19 protein-coding genes are annotated in these 21,484 nt (G+C 73.4%); 9 read left to right on the top strand and 10 right to left on the bottom strand.

The window, feature by feature from the left end; genetic code table 11:
- The first annotated feature begins 77 nt into the window (after positions 1–77).
- Positions 78–629: a TlpA family protein disulfide reductase gene (locus tag BKD30_RS10670; protein ID WP_083956314.1), complete on the top strand. Its 552-nt coding sequence runs from the start codon at positions 78–80 to the stop codon at positions 627–629.
- A gap of 15 nt (positions 630–644) precedes the next feature.
- Here the strand turns inward: BKD30_RS10670 and BKD30_RS10665 are convergent, their stop codons facing one another.
- From BKD30_RS10665 to BKD30_RS10650, 4 genes are all read right to left on the bottom strand, one after another.
- Positions 645–1,364 carry a cytochrome c biogenesis CcdA family protein gene (locus tag BKD30_RS10665; RefSeq protein WP_076704532.1) on the bottom strand — a complete coding sequence of 240 codons (720 nt, stop codon included), beginning with the start codon at positions 1,362–1,364 and terminating at the stop codon, positions 645–647.
- A 226-nt stretch (positions 1,365–1,590) separates the two neighbouring features.
- The gene (locus tag BKD30_RS10660) at positions 1,591–3,129 is read right to left on the bottom strand and encodes a TIGR01906 family membrane protein (RefSeq protein ID WP_076704531.1); all 1,539 of its coding nucleotides are present in this window, start codon (positions 3,127–3,129) and stop codon (positions 1,591–1,593) included.
- Positions 3,130–3,302: 173 nt separating this feature from the next.
- Positions 3,303–4,808 carry an adenosylhomocysteinase gene (gene ahcY, locus BKD30_RS10655; protein ID WP_076704530.1) on the bottom strand — a complete coding sequence of 502 codons (1,506 nt, stop codon included), beginning with the start codon at positions 4,806–4,808 and terminating at the stop codon, positions 3,303–3,305.
- Between the two features lie 137 nt (positions 4,809–4,945).
- Positions 4,946–5,353: a DUF3499 domain-containing protein gene (locus tag BKD30_RS10650; RefSeq protein WP_076704529.1), complete on the bottom strand. Its 408-nt coding sequence runs from the start codon at positions 5,351–5,353 to the stop codon at positions 4,946–4,948.
- A gap of 114 nt (positions 5,354–5,467) precedes the next feature.
- Here BKD30_RS10650 and BKD30_RS10645 point away from each other — a divergent pair, with 114 nt between their 5' ends.
- On the top strand, positions 5,468–5,974 hold the full coding sequence (locus tag BKD30_RS10645; RefSeq protein ID WP_076704527.1) for a hypothetical protein: 507 nt from the start codon (positions 5,468–5,470) through the stop codon (positions 5,972–5,974).
- Positions 5,975–6,027: 53 nt separating this feature from the next.
- On the opposite strand, the gene BKD30_RS10640 is transcribed toward BKD30_RS10645, so the two are convergent.
- Genes BKD30_RS10640 through BKD30_RS16955 form a run of 3 tightly spaced genes read right to left on the bottom strand, consistent with a single transcriptional unit; the run spans position 6,028 to position 11,685 of the window.
- Complete coding sequence (locus tag BKD30_RS10640) at positions 6,028–7,644, bottom strand: DUF5719 family protein (protein WP_076704526.1); 1,617 nt, start codon at positions 7,642–7,644, stop codon at positions 6,028–6,030.
- Positions 7,637–11,125, bottom strand: coding sequence for a glycosyltransferase family 2 protein (locus BKD30_RS10635; RefSeq protein ID WP_076704525.1), 3,489 nt, complete (start codon positions 11,123–11,125; stop codon positions 7,637–7,639). Before BKD30_RS10635 ends, BKD30_RS10640 begins: the two co-directional genes overlap by 8 nt.
- An 8-nt stretch (positions 11,126–11,133) precedes the next feature.
- Positions 11,134–11,685 carry a WhiB family transcriptional regulator gene (locus tag BKD30_RS16955; protein ID WP_076704524.1) on the bottom strand — a complete coding sequence of 184 codons (552 nt, stop codon included), beginning with the start codon at positions 11,683–11,685 and terminating at the stop codon, positions 11,134–11,136.
- Between the two features lie 422 nt (positions 11,686–12,107).
- Between BKD30_RS16955 and BKD30_RS10625 the strand changes: the two genes are divergently transcribed.
- Positions 12,108–12,821: a TIGR03089 family protein gene (locus BKD30_RS10625; RefSeq protein ID WP_083956312.1), complete on the top strand. Its 714-nt coding sequence runs from the start codon at positions 12,108–12,110 to the stop codon at positions 12,819–12,821.
- 305 nt (positions 12,822–13,126) lie between these two features.
- Here the strand turns inward: BKD30_RS10625 and BKD30_RS10620 are convergent, their stop codons facing one another.
- Complete coding sequence (locus tag BKD30_RS10620; RefSeq protein WP_235861630.1) at positions 13,127–13,813, bottom strand: GtrA family protein; 687 nt, start codon at positions 13,811–13,813, stop codon at positions 13,127–13,129.
- Positions 13,814–13,970: 157 nt separating this feature from the next.
- On the opposite strand from BKD30_RS10620, the gene BKD30_RS10615 reads away from it, so the two are divergent.
- The 5 genes from BKD30_RS10615 to BKD30_RS10600 all read left to right on the top strand — a co-directional run bounded on the left by BKD30_RS10615 (position 13,971) and on the right by BKD30_RS10600 (position 18,138).
- The gene (locus tag BKD30_RS10615; protein ID WP_083956310.1) at positions 13,971–15,239 is read left to right on the top strand and encodes a 5-(carboxyamino)imidazole ribonucleotide synthase; all 1,269 of its coding nucleotides are present in this window, start codon (positions 13,971–13,973) and stop codon (positions 15,237–15,239) included.
- Complete coding sequence (purE, locus tag BKD30_RS10610) at positions 15,236–15,808, top strand: 5-(carboxyamino)imidazole ribonucleotide mutase (protein ID WP_083956309.1); 573 nt, start codon at positions 15,236–15,238, stop codon at positions 15,806–15,808. The genes BKD30_RS10615 and purE overlap by 4 nt, the downstream gene beginning before the upstream one ends.
- A 51-nt stretch (positions 15,809–15,859) precedes the next feature.
- Positions 15,860–17,212 (top strand): mannose-6-phosphate isomerase, class I, encoded by a 1,353-nt coding sequence (gene manA, locus BKD30_RS10605; protein WP_076704522.1) that lies wholly within the window; start codon positions 15,860–15,862, stop codon positions 17,210–17,212.
- 211 nt (positions 17,213–17,423) lie between these two features.
- Positions 17,424–17,555 (top strand): hypothetical protein, encoded by a 132-nt coding sequence (locus BKD30_RS16880; protein ID WP_268874384.1) that lies wholly within the window; start codon positions 17,424–17,426, stop codon positions 17,553–17,555.
- Between the two features lie 88 nt (positions 17,556–17,643).
- Entirely contained in the window at positions 17,644–18,138 is a 495-nt protein-coding gene (locus BKD30_RS10600) for a hypothetical protein (RefSeq protein WP_076704521.1), read from the top strand.
- Between the two features lie 53 nt (positions 18,139–18,191).
- On the opposite strand, the gene BKD30_RS10595 is transcribed toward BKD30_RS10600, so the two are convergent.
- Complete coding sequence (locus tag BKD30_RS10595; protein ID WP_076704519.1) at positions 18,192–19,382, bottom strand: lipid II:glycine glycyltransferase FemX; 1,191 nt, start codon at positions 19,380–19,382, stop codon at positions 18,192–18,194.
- 149 nt (positions 19,383–19,531) lie between these two features.
- Positions 19,532–20,527 (bottom strand): class II fructose-bisphosphatase, encoded by a 996-nt coding sequence (glpX, locus tag BKD30_RS10590; protein ID WP_408033377.1) that lies wholly within the window; start codon positions 20,525–20,527, stop codon positions 19,532–19,534.
- Between the two features lie 303 nt (positions 20,528–20,830).
- Here glpX and BKD30_RS10585 point away from each other — a divergent pair, with 303 nt between their 5' ends.
- Positions 20,831–21,484, top strand: a complete 654-nt coding sequence (locus BKD30_RS10585; protein WP_235861629.1) for a DUF4245 domain-containing protein — start codon at positions 20,831–20,833, stop codon at positions 21,482–21,484.

Raw genomic sequence — 21,484 nt, 5'->3', positions numbered from 1 at the left:
AAAAGGCCGTCGTGACCACTGTCAGGCGCCCGCGTCGTCGCCGCTGGCTGTTCTGGGGAAGCACGCTGGTCATCGTGATGGCGGTCGGCCTCGGGGCGGTCTTCGGAGCGCGACTCAACCAGGATCCCACGTTGGTGGACACACCCTTGATCGGCGAGCCCGTTCCCAGCCGCACGCTCCCCTATCTGGAGCGGGACAAGTCGGTCTCGCTGAGCGACCTGCGCGGTCAGATCGTGGTGGTCAACTTCTGGGCGTCATGGTGTGTGGCCTGCCGCGAGGAGCATTCCGCATTGGTGGCGGCTGCAGCAGCGTACCGCGACGCCGGCGTGAAGTTCGTGGGTGTGGTGTACCAGGACACGAAGCCGAACGCGGTCAGTTTCCTGGATGAGCTCGGTCGGGGCGAAGGCTACCTCTACCTCACCGACCCCGGGTCGCGGCTGGCGATCGATTTCGGCGTGTTCGGGATTCCGGAGACGTTCTTCATCGACAAAAAGGGCAGAATCGCCGCGAAGATCACGGGAGGGTCCACGCTTCCGCTGCTCTCCGGGGTACTGGACAAGATGCTGGTCGGCGGAACGCCTGACCCGTCGGTGACCACTGCGCCGGTGCAAGAAGGACCGGGCGAGTAAGTAGGCCCCCAGGGTTCAGATCGGCGGCCATCCGACGCTGGCGTACCAGCGCAGCATCGTGCTCATCCACTGGGTCCACTGGCCGCTCATCACCGCGAGACCCATGGCGACGAGCACGATCCCGCCGAAGATCTCCAGCTTCCGTGTGTGTCGCCGCAGCCAGCCGATCCTGACCCGGCCCCGGGCCACTGCGACGGCGAGCCCGAGGAACGGCAGGCCAAGCCCGAGCGAGTAGGCTGCGAGCAGCACGGCACCCTGCACCATCGTGGCGGTGCTCGCGGCCGTCACCAGTACTCCGGCGAGCACCGGACCGATGCAGGGTGTCCAGCCGAAGGCGAAGGCTGCGCCTAGTGGAGCAGCCGAGCGTGGTCCCCGGCCGAGTCTGGAGAGGTCGAATCGGGCCTGACGCTGCAGCAGCGGGATGCGCAGCACACCAGCCGCGACGAGACCCATCACAATGATGAAGGCACCGCCGGCGAGTTCCAGCGGCCGCTTGTTCTGAGCGAGCATCAGCCCCAAGCCGGATGCGGTGACCCCGAGGGCGACGAAGACCGTGGAGAAGCCGAGCAGGAAGAGCACAGCACCCACAAGCACCCTGCGGGGATTGGGTGCATCGGTCTCCGACATCCCGGAGATGTAGGAGATGTAACCCGGAAGTATCGGCAGAGTGCACGGGGCAGTGAAGGACACCACACCAGCCACCAACGCAAGGGACGCCATCGCGTACAGCTCCATCGCGGGTGCTCCTTAGTCGGCACAGCCGGAATCGGGCACCAGCCTATGACCATGGTGCCGCCGGATATCCAGCTTCGTGGTTCCAGTCACGTCGGCCGTGAGGCGGCCTGACTACCAATCAAACTAGCACCTGCCCAAAGCTCCTCGACACGGAGAAGCGACGGAAGACTCGCCACCGTGATCACGTGGCGGGTCTTTCGTCGTTGCGGTGGACGCCGTGCGACGGTCAGCCGGCGAGCGGCTCCTCTTGATCGGCCATCGACCGGCGCAGTGCCTCCTGCGCCGCCCGGGACCGCTCACGCCGACGCCGCGTGGGCCAGGTCAGGATCAGCGTGAGCGCGCTGACGACGATGACGATGGCGCCGATGACGATGCCCGCGTCGATCCAGAACTGCGTCGGGAACAGCCGGATCAGGGCATCGTTCTCATAGAACGTCCAGTTGCCCTGGGCGAAGAACACCCGGTGGAACATGGTGAAGAACAGGCTCCAGTCGAGTACGGCGAACACCGCCAGGGCGACGACGACGACCAGGATGAACGCGGAGCCGGCGAACAGGCCACGCCGGACGCCGCCGTGGTACCGCTTGGCGAGATAGATGACGGCGATCAGACCGAGCACGAGCAGGACGGCGGCCACGATGTAGGAGACGCCGATGACGGACTTGACGTCCACCATGTGGCTGACCTCCCCCTCGGTCAGCAGCGAGCCACCGTCCTTGCCGGGCAACTGGGACAGATAGCGCGGGTTGGCGAAGTTGTTGACGTAGTCCTCGACGGCCGAGCCCCAGGTCAGTCTGTCGTCGGCGGTGAATCCGTACGGGTCGGCCGGGAAACCGGGCCGGTTGTACTCGACCCAGAGGAACAGCGGTGAGGCGACGGTGCGGACGGCCGCGGCAAGGAGCACGATGGGGAACGTGATCCCGAGCACGACCTGCCAGAAGCGTCCGGCGGCGGGCTTGCTCCCGAGGGCGGCGTCACGACGGGTCGCCCGGCGGCGGGCCTCCTCGTCGGCCTCGACGGTGTCGGCCCCGGCGGTTTCGGAGGTGCCGACGGCACGGGCTTCGTCGGCGGTGTCGGCGGCGTCGACGGGACCGGCGGTGCGGGCGTCCCGGGCTCCGGCCGAGCTGACGCCTGCATCCGTGTCGGTGCGACCGCTCGTGGCGGCCACGGCGGTCGCCCCCAGCGGGGCGGGGACCTCCCCGTCGGGCGAGGCGTGGCCTGCGGCGGTGCGGCGGTCGATCGTCGTGGCGCCGACGGCTCCCCCGGCGTCGCTGCGGGCGTCCGTCTCGACGATGCCCGACCCGACCCTGGCACCGGCACCGTGCTGCTGCCGGTCCTCCGCACCGCCGAACTCGCGGTCCCAGTCGTCCATGGCCGTCGCGTGGTCGACGCGCTCCCGCTTCCTTTCCGCACCGTCACCGGCGGTATCGTTCCCACCGGCGGCTGCAGCGCCCCCACCGGCGGCGGCGTCGACAAGGGAGACGGGCTCGGTCACTCGCACGCCGCCCTGCTCGCCGGACCCATCCGCACCCGCTTCCCACCGAACCGACGCGCCCCCGGGAGCGGCCCCGCCGGCGGATCCGGCCCCCTCTTCACCGCTGCCGGACTCGGCGGCACCGGAGCGGCCATCCAGGTCCCCGGTGCGCGCCGTGCGGCCCCGGACGTACTGGTCGGCCAACTCCCGCGACGTGGGGATGTAGCGGCCACCGTCGTCGGTGTCCAGGGGCGGATACTCGTCCTCGGGTCGCGGTGTCCTGCTGCTCACGGGTCTCCTCGTTGTCTGCCGGATCGTCCGGTGCGGACTCGTTCGATGCCGATTCGCTTCCCCGACCGGCCACGACACGACGCGCGGGGAGGGGATCGGCGTTTCCTCCCCTCGAGGCTACTCGCCACGGCAAGCGGATCGGGGCCGGGGCGCGGCGGTCCGCTCAGCCCCGCTCAGTACCGGTACTGCTCGGACTTGTACGGGCCGGCGACGTCGACGTCGAGGTATTCGGCTTGGTCCTTGCTCAACTCAGTCAGCTCGACGCCCAGGGCCTCCAGATGCAGTCGGGCGACCTTCTCGTCGAGCACCTTGGGGAGCACGTGCACCCCGGGCTCGCCGTCGGCATCAACATCGGTGGTGTACAGCTCGATCTGCGCCAGCACCTGGTTGGTGAAGGAGGCGCTCATCACGAAGCTCGGGTGACCGGTGGCGTTGCCCAGGTTCAGCAGCCGGCCCTCGGACAGCACGATGATGCTGCGCCGCTCGCCGCCCTCGGTGGCCGTGGTCTGCGCGGTCTCGGAGGCCTCCGGGAAGATCCACTCGTGCACCTGCGGCTTGATCTCGACGCGCTCGATGCCGGGCACGCGGGCCAGGCCGGCCATGTCGATCTCGTTGTCGAAGTGACCGATGTTCCCGACGATCGCCTTGTCCTTCATCGCCACCATGTGCCGGGCGCGAATGACGTCGCGGTTGCCGGTAGTGGTGATGAAGATGTCCCCGCTACCGGCGACGTCGTCGAGCGTGGCCACCTGGTAGCCGTCCATCGCGGCCTGCAGCGCACAGATCGGGTCGATCTCGGTGACGATGACGCGGGCGCCCTGGCCGCGCAATGCCTCGGCGGCGCCCTTGCCCACGTCGCCATACCCGCAGACGACGGCGACCTTGCCGCCGATCAGCACGTCCGTCGCCCGGTTGATGCCGTCGGGCAGGGAGTGCCGGATGCCGTACCGGTTGTCGAACTTGCTCTTGGTCACCGAGTCGTTGACGTTGATGGCCGGGAACAGCAACTGGTCGCGGGCGGCGAGCTGGTACAGCCGGTGCACCCCCGTGGTGGTCTCCTCGGAGACGCCGCGCAGACTCGCGGCGATCCTCGTCCAGCGCTGCGGGTCAGTGGCGAGACTCTGGCGCAGGGTGTCCAGGACGACGGCGTACTCGGCGGTGTAGTCGGCGTCGCCCTCCGCCGGCGCGGGCGGCACGGCGCCGGCGGCCTCGAACTCGACGCCGCGGTGCACGAGCAGGGTCGCGTCACCACCGTCGTCCAGGATCATCGTCGGCCCGATCGGCTGCCCGTTCTCGTCGGTGAAATCGAAGATCTTCGACGCCGCCCACCAGTACTCGGGCAGCGTCTCGTTCTTCCACGCGAACACGGGCACGCCCTGCGGGTCCTCCGGCGTACCGGTGCCGACCGCAATGGCGGCGGCGGCCTCGTCCTGGGTGGAGAAGATGTTGCAGCTGGCCCAGCGGACCTCGGCGCCGAGCGCGGTCAGGGTCTCGATCAGAACGGCGGTCTGCACGGTCATGTGCAGGGAGCCGGCGATCCGCGCGCCCGCCAGCGGCTGGGTGGGGCCGTATTCGGCGCGCAGGGCCATCAGCCCGGGCATCTCGTGCTCGGCGAGCCGGATCTGGTGGCGGCCGGCGACGGCGAGGGACAGGTCGGCAACCTGGTGGTCGAGGGTCATGGGGTCCTCCTCCTGGGGAACGGGCGGGGCGTCCGTGGGGCCTGCGTGCGGCCGGGGTTGTGGGTGTCGGTGCGAGATGATGTGCGGGACCGTCCGGGTTAGGTCGGTCCGGTGGTCCGGCCGGTGGGTGCCTGCGGTCAGGGCTGTTGTTCGCGCAGGATGCGCAGGTGGCCGCGGCGGACGCCGGTGGCGGACGGCGCGTCGAGCGGCTGGCCGGCCTCGCGCTGGCCGGACGGGGCCGCCCCGGATTCGCGCGGACCGGACGGGGGCTGGGACGCGGGGTCGGCGCGGGGCCGCCGGACGATGTCCGCCAGTGCGGCCAGGTCGTCGACGGGCCCGGCTTGCGGAGTGTGCAGCCGCACCACCTCCCACCCCCGGGGAGCGGTGAGCCGCTGCGCGTGGTCACCGCACAGGTCGTAGCAGTGCGGCTCCGGGTAGATCGCGAGCGGTCCGAGCACCACGGTGGAATCCGCGTACACGTAGGTCAACGTCGCGACCGCCGGCTGGCCGCAGGCGGTCCGGGTGCACAGTCTGGAGGATCCCACGATCCCTCAGCCTACTCCCGGCTCCCCCGCTTCACGGGCACCGCCCCGCCCGTTCCGGTCACCGGGCGACGCGCGCTCCGGCGCGTCGCCGAGCAGACGGACTAGAGTTCTGCCATGCACGACAGCGTCGGCCCGTCGTTCGTTCCCCCGGTCCCCGCCGAGGGCGCCCCGGGCGGGTTCCGTCCGTCTCCGCGCCGCCGCCGGAACCGGCACGGTCGCGGCATGCGCGGCGCGCCACTGCCGCTCGGCGTCCCCGCGCGCCGCACCCGGGCCGACGTGTTCGACGACGCCGTGCTGGACTCGGCTCGACGCCTGCAGCGGCTGCACCGGCCGGCGCTGGACGCGGTGACCTTCGCCGTGCAGCAGATCCCCGACGACCTGGAACAGTTGCGGGCCCGGGACACGGGCGAGTTGCTGGCCGACGGCGGCATCCCGATGGGACGGCTCGAGGACCGGGACGGCCGGGTCGTCGTCGTCGTGTTCCGGCGGGTGGTCGAACAGTTCGCCGGTCGCGACATTCCCCTGCCCGACGCCGTGCACGACGCCATCGTCGAACTGGTCGCCTCGTGGCTGCACTGGGACCCCGAGGCCGTCGACCCGCACTACGGCCGGTTCGAGTAGGCTCCTCCACCCCCGCGCGGGACCGCAGCGGACCTGTCGGGCGGCCGGGGGCATCAGGGCACGATCCGCAGCGAGATCCGCCGGACGTCCTCGTCCGGCTCCGGCACGGCGGCGACCGCGATCCCGGTGGCTCCCGCGGTGGTGACCTGGGCGGCGTACACCGCACCTCCGTCGGACTGCAGCCGCACCGCCGCCGCGTTCGACGCACCCTGCCGTGGGTCGGTCACGACGGTCCGGCCGGCGCCCACGCGGACCGTGCGCGCCGGCCCGAACCCGCCGTTGCCGGTGACCGGTCGGATCGTGACCGTGGCCGCTTCCCCCGGCGCGGTCAGCGCCAGCCGCGCCGTTCCCACGGGGACGACCGGAAGCACCACGTCCTGCCCGAGCCGGTCGGCGGCGCCCGCCTCGGCGATGTCCACCGGCCGGCGCGCGGAATCGCCGCGGACGGTCCGCACCCCGGCGGTGACCGCGACGTCGGACCGCACCGTCAGGCCCCACGTTCCGGCCGGCAGCGACCCGAGGTCGACCGTCGTGACCGCTCCGGCGCGTGCCCGGACGATGCCGGCGCTGCCGATCGTGACCGCGCCGGCCGGGCCCTGCGCCTGCACCCGCACCGTGGCCTCGGCATCTCCAGGCACCGCTAGCTGCAGGACGGGCACCGCGTCGGGGACCGTGCGGCGCAGAGCCGCCGTGGCGGCCGGGGACTGGAGGAGCACTCCGGGTACCGTCCGGCTCAGTGCGGGACCCGGCACCGGGGTCAGGTACTCGACGCCGCCGGGGGTCAGCCCACGCAGCACGCTCTGCTGGATGACCGCGGCGACCGGGGCGCCGCGACTGCGCACCCGCACGCCGAGTTCGGCCTCGCCGGGGGCCAGGCCCGCGAGGACGACGGAGCGGCTGGCCCCGGCACCGACCAGCAGTTCCCGGCCGCCGGTCGCCGTGATCGGCCCGCCGCCGCCCGCCAGATCGAGGCGCACGGTAGCGGGGCTGGTGCCGGGATTGTGCACGGTCAGGATCGCGGTGCGCCCGCCCGTGGTGGAGGCGCCGAGCAGCCACAGATCGTTGCCGGGGCGCTGACAACTCGCGGCGGCCAGACCGCGCAGGTCGCCGTCGTCGGCGCGGTAACCCAGCGCCGCGGCCGCCGCGGTGGGGGCCTGCCCCACCGGGGCGGCGCGCAGCACCGTGGGAACCGAGACGCCGACGCCGGTCCGGGCGGCGGCCCGGAGGCCACCCGGAGCCGCCGTCGCCGGGGTCGGCCGAGCCACGGTGGCCACCGGACCCCGACCGGCGAGCGGTTCCAGTGCGGTGCCGCCGATCAGGCCGGTGCTGGTGCTGCGCACGACGGCGGCGACCGTCGTACGGGCACTGGCCGAGACCGGGCTGAACCGGGGGTCACCGCCGGCGCCGACGGTGAGCAGGCGGGGTGCACCGGGGCAGACCGTGGTCGTCCCGGCGGCCGGCACGGCCACCGCGGGAGCGGGTACCGTGCGGGCATCCGCGGCCGGCGCGGCGCCCGGGTTCAGGGCGGGAACGGCCACGAGGGAGCCGGCGGCGGCGAGCAGCGCGACCGAGGCGGTCAGCGAGAGGACCCGTCGACTGCGGGAGACCGGAATCGGGGCACCCGCCGTCGAGGGGCCGGCCACCCGCGGACCGGTGGAGGGTTCAGACACGCGAGGCTCCGTCCCGGTCACGGTGCGCCTGCCCGGATCGCTCGGCATCCGGTGCGGTCGGCGTCGTGTGCCTGGCCGCGACGACGGCAGCGGTCGATCCCGGCCGCGATCCGGCCCGGCGCAGGACGGGCTCGGACTGCTGCCAGTGCGGGGTCAGCCGCCGCGGCATCCGCAGCGGCAGCGCGAGCAGCACGGTGATCAGCAGCACGGCGCCCTGCGCCGCGGCCCACCACGGGGCCGCGGGCTGGCGGTACTGGGCCTGGAACCGGCCCCCGTCGGCGGGGACCGAAAAGGACTGCGCCCACGCCGACCCGCCGGTGCCGGTGCCGGACGCGGTTCCGTCGACCCGAGCCCCGTCGACCCGAGCCCCGTCGACCGTTGCCGCCCAGTACGGGTCGGCGCGTTCGGCCAGGACCACGCGGCGCCCGGCGGGGCCCGGCGGCAGTTGCGCCACCGTCCCGTCCCCGGTCGTGGGCAGGTACATCAGCGTCGCGCCCCGGGCGTCGACGAGCCGCGCTCGGCTCACCACGGTCGCCTTGCCGGCGACGACGGCGGCCGGGGCGACCCGCCACAGCCAGCCGCTGTCGGTGCGGCCGACGGCCACCAGGCCCGGGACCGTGTCGATGCGGGCCGCCAGCAGGTCCGCGGCGCTGTCCCCACCGCGCAGGACGACGAAGGCGGCGCCGAGGGACTCCAGATCCGCGGCCGGATCGACGCCGTTGGCCGCGAGCACCGTGGCGGCGGACCGGCGGACCACGGCGGCCACTCGGTCCGTCCCGGCTCCGGGTCCCGCTCCACCGGCCGAGCCGGCCACGGTGGACGAGAGCGCGTCCGCCGTCGTGCCCGTGCCGCTGACCAGGGACGCGGTCGGGTCGCGGCCCTCGGCGACGTCCAGGACCAGCGTCCGGGACCGGTCCGGCCCGGTCCCCCGGTCCGCCGCGGTGGCCGGCAGGGACCGGACCGGAACCGTGCCGACGACGTCGTCCCGGCCGGTCAGGGCCACCAGCTCGGCCGGGCCGCCCTCGACCCGGCTCGCCGTGAACAGGGCGAGCCCCGTCAACGGTGCCACGCACAGCACCGTGCACATCAGCACGCCCGTGATCCGTCCGGCCCGCCCGAACGGTGTACCGGTGGCGACGTCGGGGCGGTCCCGGCGGTGCACGGTCCACGCCTCGATCCCGGCGGCGGCGGCGATCAGCAACCCGAGGGCGGTCAGGGACACGGCGGGCCCCGCGTAGGGTCCGACGACGGTGCCGTCCCCGGCGACGCCGGTGACCAGGACGGATGCCAGCGCACCGGTCCCCAGCCCGGCCAGCACGGCCAGCCAGGCGCCACGGGCGGTGGCCGCGCGACGCGGAGCCGTGAACAGGGCGGCCACGGCGAGCGCGAGCGCCGGCACCCCGACCAGCAGGGCCCCGACCAGCACCCACGGCCCGGTCGGCAGCGGTGCCACGGCGGCGTCCAGGGGCAGCCGCTCGGGAAAGCCCAGCAGCTGTTGCCAGAGGGGGGCGGGCTCGGCGCCGAGCGGCACGCCCGGGTCCGCCAGGATGCTCCGGAACAGCGCACCGACGTCCCCCGCCGACGCGCTGGTCGCCACGCTGGACAGCCGGTCCGCCAGGACCGGGGCGACGAGGACCAGCGACGGCAGCAGGGACCAGCCGAGCGTCCGGCCCCGCCGGCCCAGGACGGCGACGAGGACGAGGACACCGGCGATCAGCGCCGGCAGCAGCACTGGCGCGGAGGCGGTGACCGCGGCGCCGGTGAGGCCGGCTGCGGCCGCGGCAGCCCAGGAGGGGGCGCCGCCGGTGCCGGCGCGGGGAAGGTGCCCGACCGCGCGCACCCGGCCGCGCACGTCGATCCGGTGCGTGCGGGCGGAGCCGACCGCCCGGATCAGGCCGAGCACGGCGAGCGGGAGCAGCACGTGCGCGAGCACGGCGCCGAGCCTGCCGGCCCCGAGGGCGGTCTGCAGCGCCGGTACGGCCGCGTACCCCAGCGCCGCCCAGAAGCGGACGGACCGACGGGCGGTGACCGCGCCGACGGCGAACCACGCGGTCAGCGCGCTGAGCGCGAACGCGAGCGGGAACAGCCAGGCGACGACCATCGACCCGTTGCCACCCCCGAGCACGGCGAGTCCGGCGAGCAGCAGGGTGAAGGGTTCCGGCACGGCGGGCCAGCCCGCTCCCAGCGTCGACCACCACGAGGAGGCGTGGGCCAGGACCGTGCCCAGACTCGACGCCAGCGGCAGGAGCGCGCCACCGGCCACCGCGGGTCCGGCGAGGAACGGGGCGTAGGCGATCACCCCCGCAGCCGATGTGAGCGCCAGGGCGAGCAGCACCGCGGCGGTGCTGCCGTTGCGTGCGGCCGTCGCGATGGACGTGAAGTCGTCCCGGCCGACGGTGTCACCGGTCGCCTCCGGCGTGCCGTCGGAGGCGCCGGTGCCGTCCCCGACGACGGTCCCGGTGACGGCATCCGCACGGGCGCGACGGTGGGCGCGGACCTCCCGGCCGGGGGTGAGCAGGGGCCGGACGACGGAGCGGGAGACCCGGCGGCTCGCCTCCGCCCGCCGGCGCGAGCGACGCAGGACGAACGGACGGCCCAGCGCCGCGACGGTGGCGACCGCCTCGGTCACCCCGTAGCCGGGGTCCTTGGCGAGCAGGCTGACGATCAGCGTCCACAGGCTGCCCAACAGCGCGCCGAGCGCCGTGAACGGCAGCCGCGGCGCCGGTGCGTGCGTGAGGCGCAGGTGGACCTGGGCACGCCGCCGTCGGGCCTGCTCGCGGCGGGGTCGGCTTGCGCCACGGTCGGCGGCGTGCTGGACCCGCGCTCCGGGCACGACGACGACGCGGTGCCCGGCGAGCCGGTTGCGCCAGCACAGGTCCAGGTCCTCGGCCCCGGCCGGCAGCGCCGGGTCGAAGCCGCTCAGGGCGTCCCACACGTCCCGGCGGATCAGCATGCCGGCGGTGTTGACGGCGAACACGTCGCTCGCCGCGTCGTGCTGTCCCTGGTCCTGCTCGTCCGGGGCGATCAGGGTCAGGCGTTCGATCCATCGGCTCGCGTGCAGGCCGACGTCCAGGAGCGCGCGGGGGTCGTCCCAGTGCACCTGCTTGCAGCCGGCGACGGTGACCGACGGGGCGGTCTCCACCGCGGTCAGCAGCCGGGCGAGGGCGTCCGGGTCGGGGGCGCCGTCGTCGTGCAGCAGCCAGATCCAGCGGGACCGCGCGGGCCCCGGTGCGCCGAGCCGGCCGTCCGTGTCCGCCAGGGCCCGGACGACCGCGGCGGAGAACGCGGTCCCGGGATCCGTGCGCACCAGCCGGGAGCCGGTGGGCAGGCCCGCGCGCAACAGGTCGAGGGTCAGGTCGGTGGACCCGGTGTCGACCGCCACGACGGCGTCGAGGGGGCGCCGCTGCGCGTTCAGGCCGGCGAGGGTCCGGCGGAGATACCGCTCGCCGTCATGGGCGACGAGGACGGCGGTGACATGCACGCCCCCGGTCAGACGACGCGTCTGCGCAGGCGTCGACGCTCACGCTCGGACATACCGCCCCAGATGCCGAATCGCTCGTCGTTCTCGAGGGCGTACTCCAGGCACTGGGCACGAACGGTGCAGGCGCCGCAGACCTTCTTGGCGTCCCGGGTCGAGCCGCCCTTCTCCGGGAAGAAGGCCTCCGGGTCGGTCTGCGCGCAGAGGGCGTCGGCCTGCCAGGAAAGCTCACCGTCGTCCGCGGGGTCGGGGGACGTGCCCGGCAGCCCGATCCAGATGGCGGGGCTGAGCTGCCGGGCGCCCGTGGGGTCGGGGGCGTGCACGGGCGCCGCGGCCGGGGCGCCGGCGAGCGCCGTGACCGCGGATCCCTCGAACGCCTCGTGTTCGGCCAGGAACGCGGTCGCAGCGTCCTCGAGGGACCGCTGCGTGTGCTCCCGGTACCGGCGTGACGCGTCCGGGTCGGCGGGATCGACGTACCAGTCGTCGGGGACGGCTCGGGCTCCGTGTCGGCTGGCGGTATCCGCGGCCAGATAGCGCTTCTGCGTCTGCTCCGCTGCTCCCACTGGTGCTCCTCGTCTGCTCGGTCTGCTGGTTGCTGCTCGGACAGAAGACCGTCTGGCCCCCCGGGCCGGGCGCTTCGGAGGACCTCCACCGGTCGGCTGGCTGAGACCTCCGGCCGGTGTGATGTTCGTCTCTCCGGCCGCTCGGCCGATGCCTAATTACACGCGTGTAAGCACATCGACGTCAAGCCGTGCGGGGGAATTCGAGGCGGTCGCGGCGTGTCCTCTTCCCTCGGGCGTGTCGCCCGACTCCGGCCACGGTCGGAGGTCGAGAAGAGGCCCCGGAACTCGCCCGCGGAAGTCGGGACCTCGCGCTCCATTCCCGGCGGCCCCAGCGTATCGCGAGGCCCGGCGGAGCCGACCCCCGGTGCCCGCTCCTGCGACAGAATGGTCTCGCGCAGCCGGTATCGACAGGAAGGACGACCATGACCACCCCGACCGAGACCACCCCGAGCCCACGGTTCAGCGATCTCGAGCGGTCGCTCACGGTGGCCGGGTCGGCGCCCCGGCTGATCTGGTACGGGCCTGAGGGCGAGCGGGTCGAGCTCTCCGGCGCGGTGCTGCTGAACTGGGCGGCCAAGACGGCGAACCTGCTGGTCGAGGAGTGCGACGTGGAGCCCGGCACCGCGATCCGGCTCGCCCTGCCGGTGCACTGGCGGACCATGGCCCTCGCGTTGGGCGGCTGGCAGGCCGGTGCCCTGCTGCACACGGGGACGGACGACGACGCGGTGACCGTCCACGTCGATGTGGCACCGGCCGCCGCGGGCTCGGTGCGCGCGGAGTACGACGTCGTCGTCGCGCTCGGCACCCTCGACCTCGCCTACCCGGGCGAACTGCCCGCCGACACCCTCGACTACGCCGCCATCGTGCGCGCGTTCGGTGACGGTTTCGCCGGGGAACCGGCGACGGACCGGCTTCGACTGTGCCGGGACGGCAGGCCCGTGGAACTGCACCGGTCGCGCCGGGGCGCCGCCGAGCCGGGCCGTACCCGAGCGCTGGATCCGTCGCTCGACCTGGCCGACGCGCTCCTGACGGCGGTCGACGCCTGGCTCGACGGGGTGGCCGTGCTGATCACGGACGACGCCGAACGCATCACCGATGCGGTGCTCGCCTCGGAGCGTGCCGTGCGCGTGTCCTGACGCTGGTCTACCCGTCTCCTCGCACGGGAGCCCGAACAACGGCCACGCTGTTCGGGCCGGTGTGCGAGAACGACCCGAGCCCTCGCGGGTGGCCGCCACACCTCGCACGGGAGCCCGGACAACGGCCACGCTGTTCGGGCCGGTATGCGAGAACGACCCGAGCCCTCGCGGGTGGCCGCCACACCTCGCACGGGAGCCCGGACAACGGCCACGCTGTTCGGGCCAGGGCACCCCAGCCCGGACAACGGCTCTTCTATCTGGGCCAGAGTGCGAGACCGACCTGAACCCTCGCGGCGCCCACGGCCTCAGTGCCCGTCGGACTCCATCCCGTGCCGGACCTCCTCGCGGCGGACCTCCTCGGCGCGGATCCGGCGCAACCGCTCGGTCTCGGTCCAGCGCTGCTGGTCGTGAGCGGCGATGTCGTCGGCGAAATCGGGTTCGGCGTTCAGTTCGGCGGAGAACACCCAGTAGCGGTAGGCGATGAAACGGAAGATGGTTCCCAGCCCGAGGCCGATCACGCCACCGGCGATGAACGAGGACGTCGTGTCCGTCAGGCCCAGGACGTAGACCGTGAACCACACGCAGCCGGCCTCGATGCCGACCCCGATCGCGTTGATCACGAGGAACTGGACGAGCTCGCGAACCTTGTTGGGCTGCCGCTTGTGCCGGAACGTCCAGTACCGGTTGGCGACCCAGGCGAACAGCGTGGCCACGATGCCGGAGACGACCCTGGCCTTGGCGTAACTGTCCTGCATCGGACCGTGCACCAGCAGGAACCACACGCCGTTGTTGATCACGTAACCGACGGCGCCCACGGTGCCGAACTTGAGGATCTCCCGCATCAGCATGGAGAAGAGCCCGCGGAACCGCTCCACCAGTGCCTGCATCCCGACCTCGCCATCGTGCTGGTCGACCGCCGTCTCGCGATCGAGCGGCCCGCTCGTCACCGGGCCGGAGCCACGTCGGCCGGCTGCCGGACCGGCTGCGGCCACCCGAGACACTCTACCGTCGGCGACACGCGGGCGACTCCGCCGCGGCGAGGGAACGCCGTGACGGTGCCCACGCTCCCCTGCTTGCCGAGGCGCCCGCCTAGCCCAGCCAGCCTAGCCGCACGCCGGTCCCGCCGGCTCGGCTGGATAGGCTGGCGGGATGGACAGACCTGTGATCGGTGTGGTGGGCGGCGGCCAGCTGGCGCGCATGATGGCGCCGCCGGCGACGGAACTGGGGCTTCAGCTGCACGTGCTGGCCACGTCGGCGGACGAGTGCGCGGTGGCGGCGGTGCACCGGTTCGAGATCGGTGATCACCGGGACCTGGCCGCCCTGCGCCGGTTCGCCTCCGACGTCGACGTCCTCACGTTCGACCACGAGCACGTGCCCACGGAGCACCTGCGCGCCCTCATCGCCGAGGGCGTGTCCGTGCATCCGGGGCCGGACGCGCTCGTGCACGCCCAGGACAAGCTGGTGATGCGAGCGGCGGTGGACCGGCTCGGCCTGCCGAATCCCGGCTGGGCCGTCGTCGACGACGTCGAGGATCTGGTCGCGTTCGGCGAGGCGACCGGCTGGCCGGTGATCCTCAAGACCCCGCGCGGCGGCTACGACGGCAAGGGTGTGCGGGTGATCGACGACGCCGACGCCGCCCGCGCCGCCGCGGACTGGTTCACCGGCGGCGGCCCGCTGCTGGCGGAGCAGAAGGTCCCCTTCAGCCGTGAACTCTCCGCCCTGCTGGCCCGCACCCCGTCGGGCGAGATCGCTTCCTGGCCGGTGGTCGAGAGCATCCAGGTGAACGGGGTGTGTGACGAGGTGATCGCCCCGGCCCCGGACCTCGATCCCACCGTCGCGGCCGCCGCGAGCGACGCCGCGAGTACGCTGGCCGCCGAGTTCGGCGTCACCGGCGTCCTCGCGGTGGAGATGTTCGAGACGCCGGGCGTCGGCCCCGGCTTCGCGATCAACGAGCTCGCCATGCGCCCGCACAACAGCGGCCACTGGACCATGGACGGCAGCGTGACCAGCCAGTTCGAGCAGCATCTCCGGGCGGTCCTCGACCTGCCCCTGGGAGCCACGGATGTCGTCGGCGCGGCCGTGGTGATGAAGAACGTGCTCGGCGGCGCCAACCCCGACCTGTTCACCGCCTACCCCCGGGTGCTGGCGGACGCCCCCGCCGTGAAGGTGCATACCTACGGCAAGGGGGTGCGGCCCGGCCGGAAGGTCGGGCACGTGAACGCCGTCGCCTCCACCGCCGGGGATCTGCCGCGGGTGCGTGCGGCCGCCGGGAACGCGGCCCAGACCCTCGCCGACGGCGTGTCCGGGAGGCCGGCCGACGACGTCTCATCGGACGGCGCACCGCACGGCGATTCCGCGGGAACAGGTCGCACCGGTGTCGGCCCCGACGGCGGCGCCACGACCGGAGGACCCCGATGACCGCCACCCCGAGGACCGGGTCAGTCTCGGCGGGATCCGCCTCGGCCGGACCCGCCCCCGACCCGCTCGTCGGCGTCGTGATGGGCTCGGACTCCGACTGGCCCGTGATGCGCGCCGCAGCCGAGGCGCTGGACGAGTTCGGCATCGGCTACGAGGCCGACGTCGTCTCCGCGCACCGGATGCCGGAAGACATGATCGCCTACGGGCGGGACGCCGCCGGCCGCGGACTGCGCGTCATCATCGCCGGGGCCGGGGGCGCCGCCCACCTGCCCGGCATGCTCGCCGCCGTCACGCCGCTGCCGGTGATCGGGGTGCCGGTGCCGCTGAAGACCCTCGACGGGATGGATTCGCTGCTCTCCATCGTCCAGATGCCCGCGGGCGTCCCGGTGGCGACGGTCTCCATCGGCGGTGCCCGGAACGCCGGCTTGCTGGCCGCTCGCATCCTCGCTGCCGGGTCGGACGAGCAGGCCGGACGGCTGCGCGGGGACCTGGTCCGCTTCGCGCGGGACCTGCGGGCGAGCGCCCTGGCCAAGGGGCAGAAACTGCGGGACGGCCTCGATGCCGACTGAGGATCACGGGTTCGGGACGATCGAGCTCGCCGACGACCCGAAGGAGCGCGTGTGTTCCGCCTGACCAGCCCGATCCGCCCCTACCCGTGGGGCTCGACGACGGCGATCGCCACCCTGCTCGGGCGGGAGCCCTCCGGCGACCCGGAGGCCGAGCTGTGGCTCGGCGCCCACCCCGACTCCCCGTCGGTGATCGCCGCCGGGGAACCCGGGTCCGGCGCCCGGCTCGATGACGTGATCGCCGCCGATCCCGGGGCGACGCTCGGCGCCGGGGTCGTTGAGCGCTTCGGCGAGCGGCTGCCGTTCCTGATGAAGATCCTCGCAGCCGATGCACCGCTCTCCCTGCAGGTCCACCCCACGATCGCGCAGGCGGAGGCCGGGTACGCGGCGGAGGACGAGGCCGGGATCGCCCGTGACGCCCCCGAGCGGAACTACCGGGACCGCAACCACAAGCCCGAGATGATCTACGCCCTCAGCGACTTCGCGGCGCTGAGCGGTTTCCGTGACCCCGCCGCGACCGCGGTCCTGCTGCGCGAGACGATCACCGCGCTCGAGCGCGGCCTGGCTGCCGACGGCGGCGGGTCCGGCGACGATGCATCGGGGGCCGGGGTTCGCCTGCTCACCGAGCTCGCCGATCTCCTGGAGGGGGACGCACCGTCCTCCGACGCCGAGTCCTCCGGAACGGACGAGGACCCGCGCCTGCGGCAGGCGTTCGCCCTCGTCTTCGACCGGCGGGGCGACGCGGCACTGGCCGCCGACGCGCTCGCGGCCCTCGCCTCGGCGTCACTGTCCGATGTGCTGTCCCCGGGAACGGCGATCTCGATCGCCACGGCCGCCGATCTGCAGGAACGCTACCCCGGCGACCCGGGCGTCGTCGTCTCCCTGCTGCTCAACCGCGTCAGCCTGCTGCCCGGGGAGGCCCTCTACCTGCCGGCCGGCAACGTGCACGCCTACTTGTCGGGACTGGGCATCGAGGTGATGGCGGCCTCGGACAACGTGCTGCGCGGCGGCCTGACGGGCAAGCACGTCGACGTGCCCGAGTTGCTGAAGACCGTGCGGTTCGCCGCACGCGGAGTGCCCGGACTGCCCGCCGTGGAGACCGAGTGGGGGCAGCTGGTCTTCGCTCCCCCGTTCGACGAGTTCGCCCTCCAGGTGCTCGACTTCGACGCCGGGCCAGGTGACGCCTCGACCAGCGGTGATCTGCCGGTACTGCAGCACGGCCCGGCCCTCGTCGTCGTCACCGACGGCACCCTCATGCTCGACTCCCCGAACGGGTCCCTGCGGGCGACCCGCGGGGAGGCGGCGTTCGTCCCGGCGGCCGAGGCGCCCGTGATGGCGCGCGCCGCCGAACGGAGCTCCACGGGGCGCACCCGGGCATTCGCGACGACGGTCGCCCGGGAGTTCTGAGGACCGGCGGCGGTCATCTGGACAGGAGCAACTGCGGCACCCGTCCGCTGCGTCATTCGGATCGGGTACCCGCCACGGCCTTCGTCGTCGTCTGCACGACGTCCGAGACACTCCTGGGCAGCTGTTCGGTGAGGGACGAGTCCCGCAGTTTCGCGACCGTGCCGTCTCGCTGAACCGTCAGCCGCCACGTCGGGCCACCGAGAAGCGGGCCATGGACGCGCTCGAGGACGCCGGTATCGTCACGGGCGTCGACAAGTTCAAGCGCGGCCGCTTCTGGCGGTCGCCGGAGATCCTCTCCGCCCTCGACGACTTCGCCGACCGCGCCCGACGCGGCCGACTCTGACCAGCGCCACCCAGGAGAAGGGCGTACCAGCGCCGAACTGGCCCGGCAGCCCGGGCTTCTGTCGGTGGCAGCCGGCACCATGACGTCCATGACGGACACCCTGCTCGACGCCCCTGCTCGCGTTTCCCAGCACGCCCTCCGGCACCGAGCCGGTGGCACCGACAGCCGTTCCGGCGCACCGATGCGTGACCGGCTGACGATCGCGACGCTGATGGGGGTGGCCTCCCGGCACGCGAGCCGCCGCGAGGTCGCCTTCGAGGACGCCGCCGCGGAGGTGCGACACGCGGCGGGCGGCCGGCCCGACCTGCTGGGCGAGGCAGCGGGCGTGTTCGTCGCGATGGGACGCGCCGACGCGGCCGCCTGGTACGCGAATGCGGCCGCCCACCTGTGCATCGCCGCGGACGGCGACCCGGAGGTGGCGCGGGGCCAGGTGGACGCGGTCGCCGCGCGGCTCTCCGCACCCCGGCGCGGGGTGGCCGGTGGGCCACCGGTACCGGATCAGGTCGGCAGGCCGGGCGGAGGGGCGATGAGCGCGGTCCGCGTCGGCTCCGGCACGCGAGCCGGGGCGGTGAGTCGGACGTGAACGCGGAAGAAGGCGCGGGAGAAGGCGCAGGACCGCGGGGTCAGCGGCCGGCGTCAGCGCCCGGAGCGGGAGCGGGCCTTCGACACCAGCGACCGGACCGCCGGCAGGGCACCGCCGACGACGCGCCGGGCGGCCGGGACGGCCCCGGCGAGCGCAGCCTTCGCGGCCGGCCGGGCGCGGGTGACGGCCTTCCGGGCGAGCGGCATCGCCCGCGCGTACACCGGGTAGAGCGGGGACAGGGGCAGGTCCCACGTGCCCGTGAGCTGGTCCTCGTGCTGCGCGAACTGCTTCTTGAAATCCGAGATGCCGTCGTTCAGCAAGCCGTTCAGGTCGTAGCGGGTGCAGCCGTCGGCCTTCATCTCGGTGAACGCCGCCCACTTGACGCCGTAGTTCGCGCGGGCCTTCTGCCCGGCCGGGGACACGCCGCCGTAGAGTTCGAACGCGGTGGAGCCGCTCCGCGCGATCCACACGAACGCGATCGGTTCGCCGCCGTCGAAGGCGGCGACGATCGGCGAGTTCTCGCCGAGGAACCGCCAGATGTCGCGGTAGTAGTCGTCGCCGTGGATGCCGAACCCGGCGCGGGCCGCGGTGTCGCGGTAGAGCGCGAGGATTTTCTCCAGCTCGGTTTCGGAGGCGACCCGGCGGAACTCGAGATCGCTGCGCAGGTTCTTGCGCACGTTGGCCCGGGTGGTGCGGTGCATCGCGGCCATCAGCTCGTCCTCGGTGCGGGTGAGGTCGAGGATGAGGGTGCGCGGGATGAGGATCGTGGAGTCGGTGCGGTGGAAGCCGGCCGCGGTCAGGCGCGCCTCCCCCGCCGACCCAGCCTCCCAGTCGGGCTCGACGACGAGCGCGACCGACCCGCGGGTGGCCTTCACATGAGCGGCGACGGCGTCGAGCACCTCCGCCGCGCGCTCCGGGTCACCCACCGGTCCGCGGGAGACATAGGCCAGGGACCGCAACGGCCACGGCAACGACCGGTACGCCACCTCGGCGGCGCCGAGCGGTGTGCCGGTGACCGCGGCGCCGGAATCCGGCGCGGCCACGGAGCCGGAAGCCGCGGTACCGGTGACGGAGCCGGAAGCCGCGGTGCCGGTGACGAGCAGACGCTCGACCTGCCACCCGTGCGCGGCCTTGACCTCACCCCAGCCCCACAGTTGCAGCGGGTGACCGCCGAGCGCCTCGACCGCCGCGTCCCAGGCGTTCCGGTCCTCGATCGGGGTGACGGTCGCGCGGTTCTGGCTCACTGCTCTCCTGGCGGCTCGGTGATACGGCGGCCCGGCGTCGGGCCGCCGGGGCGGCATCCAGCCTATGTCACGGTGTCCGCCGTCGGACGGAGCCACCGACCCGTCGGCCGAAGCAGACCCGCGGAACGGGCCGCCAGGTCACCACCGCCTCAGCGGGCGTAGTCCGTCCACTTCTCGGCCTGGTGCTCCGCCTCGACGAACCGGATGGTGCCGGACTTCGAGCGCATCACGATCGACTGGGTGCGGACCGTGGTGTTGCTGTACCGGACGCCGCTCAACAGGTCACCGTTGGTGATGCCGGTGGCCGCGAAGTAGCAGTTGTCGCTGGTGACCAGGTCGTCGGTCAGCAGCACGGCGTCGAGGTCGTGCCCGGCGTCGATGGCCTTCTGCCGTTCCTCGTCGCTGGTCGGGTGCAGCCGACCCTGGATGGCGCCGCCGAGGGTCTTGAGCGCGCAGGCGGCGACGATGCCCTCCGGGGTGCCGCCGATACCCATCAACGCGTCCACGCCGGTGCCCTCCCGGGCCGCCGCGATCGCGCCGGCGACGTCGCCGTCGACGATGAACTTGGTGCGGGCGCCCGCGTCCCGGATCTGCTTGACCAGCGGCTTGTGCCGTTCCCGGTCCAGGACCATGACGGTCACCTGGCTGATGCTCTTGCCCAGGGACTTGGCGATCAGGTGCAGGTTCTGCTTGACCGGCAGCCGCAGGTCGACCATCTCGGCGGCCTCGGGCCCGGTGACGAGCTTGTCCATGTAGAACACGGCGGACGGGTCGTACATCGAGCCGCGTTCGGCGACGGCGAGCACCGCCAGCGCGTTGTCCATGCCGAGCGCCGTCAGCCGGGTGCCGTCGATCGGGTCGACCGCGACGTCGACCTCGGGGCCGGTGCCGTCGCCGACGCGCTCCCCGTTGAAGAGCATGGGGGCCTCGTCCTTCTCCCCCTCGCCGATCACGACGACGCCGTTGAAGCGCACGGAGTGAAGGAAGGAGCGCATCGCGTCCACGGCGGCGCCGTCGGCCCGGTTCTTGTCGCCGATGCCGACCCAGAAGCCGCCGGCGATGGCCGCGGCCTCGGTCACGCGGACGAGTTCGAGGGCGAGGTTGCGGTCCGGCTCCTGGTCCGTGGTCGCCAGCGTCGGGGACAGCGCCGAGAACCGGTTCTCCGCGTGGTGCGGTTGCGAGAGCGCCTCCACGACCGAGGGGGCGACGTCGGCCGGGGTCTGCGTGGCAGCCTGGTCGGCGGCACCGTTCTCGGATCCACCCGTCTCGATCGGCGGCGTCGGCGTATCGGTGGTCTTCTCGGACACGGTGACCTCATCTTCGAGTGATCGGATCGTCGAGTGCTCGGCGCGAACGGTTCGATCCTACCCACGCGCGCGGTGCCGCGAACTTCCGTGACGAGGGGCGTGACGATGGTGAGGACGTGCGGATGCGGCAGGATGGAGGGCGTGAGTTCCCCCGATCCCGCCCCCTCCACGGAGCCGCGGACCCCCGCGGTGCTCAGCGCCGCGCAGGCCAAGCGGATCCGCTCCTCGGCCACGGGCCTGCTGATCGCGGTGGCCGTCAGCCTGGCCGCCATCATCCCCGTCCTGCTGCTCAGCCCGGCCCAGCGGGCGGAGACGTATCGACCGGCGGTCGACGTTCCGGCGATCGCCGCCCAGGCGGCACCGGCCGCCGGGTTCCGCCCGGTCGCGGCGATGCCGGCGGGCTGGAGCGCGAACTACGCCCGGTTCAACGCCGGCAGCGGCTCCGGGGTGCCGAACTGGGAGATCGGGTACGTCAGCGAGGATCAGCAGTTCATCGCCCTCACCCAGGCGGCCGCGCGGCGCGCCAATCCCACCTGGATCGCGCAGGCAACGGAGAACGCGCCGGTCACCTCGGACCGCACCGTGGCGGGCCAGCGGTTCGAGTTGCGGGACAAGGGCGGGACGAAGTCCCTGATCGGCACCGTCGGCGGCTCCGTCGTCATCCTGCGGGGCAGCGCATCCGACGCCGCCCTGACCACGCTGGCCGCCGCCGTCGTCGCCGACCTGCACGCCGCGGGTACGCCCGGCTCGACGCCGGTGCCGACCGCACCGGCGTCCACCGCCGCCGCGTCCTGA

The organism is Tersicoccus phoenicis, from assembly GCF_001968835.1.
Classification (GTDB): domain Bacteria; phylum Actinomycetota; class Actinomycetes; order Actinomycetales; family Micrococcaceae; genus Tersicoccus; species Tersicoccus phoenicis.
Note: the sequence above shows the minus strand (reverse complement) of the source record. Positions and strands in the feature narration are given on the sequence as shown.

Coding starts and splice junctions, on each gene's coding strand:
- BKD30_RS10670 (WP_083956314.1), top strand. CDS start 78: ATGGCGGTCGGCCTCGGGGCGGTCTTCGGAGCGCGACTCAACCAGGAT.
- BKD30_RS10665 (WP_076704532.1), bottom strand. CDS start 1,364: ATGGAGCTGTACGCGATGGCGTCCCTTGCGTTGGTGGCTGGTGTGGTG.
- ahcY (WP_076704530.1), bottom strand. CDS start 4,808: ATGACCCTCGACCACCAGGTTGCCGACCTGTCCCTCGCCGTCGCCGGC.
- BKD30_RS10645 (WP_076704527.1), top strand. CDS start 5,468: ATGCACGACAGCGTCGGCCCGTCGTTCGTTCCCCCGGTCCCCGCCGAG.
- BKD30_RS10625 (WP_083956312.1), top strand. CDS start 12,108: ATGACCACCCCGACCGAGACCACCCCGAGCCCACGGTTCAGCGATCTC.
- BKD30_RS10615 (WP_083956310.1), top strand. CDS start 13,971: ATGGACAGACCTGTGATCGGTGTGGTGGGCGGCGGCCAGCTGGCGCGC.
- purE (WP_083956309.1), top strand. CDS start 15,236: ATGACCGCCACCCCGAGGACCGGGTCAGTCTCGGCGGGATCCGCCTCG.
- BKD30_RS16880 (WP_268874384.1), top strand. CDS start 17,424: ATGGACGCGCTCGAGGACGCCGGTATCGTCACGGGCGTCGACAAGTTC.
- BKD30_RS10600 (WP_076704521.1), top strand. CDS start 17,644: ATGACGGACACCCTGCTCGACGCCCCTGCTCGCGTTTCCCAGCACGCC.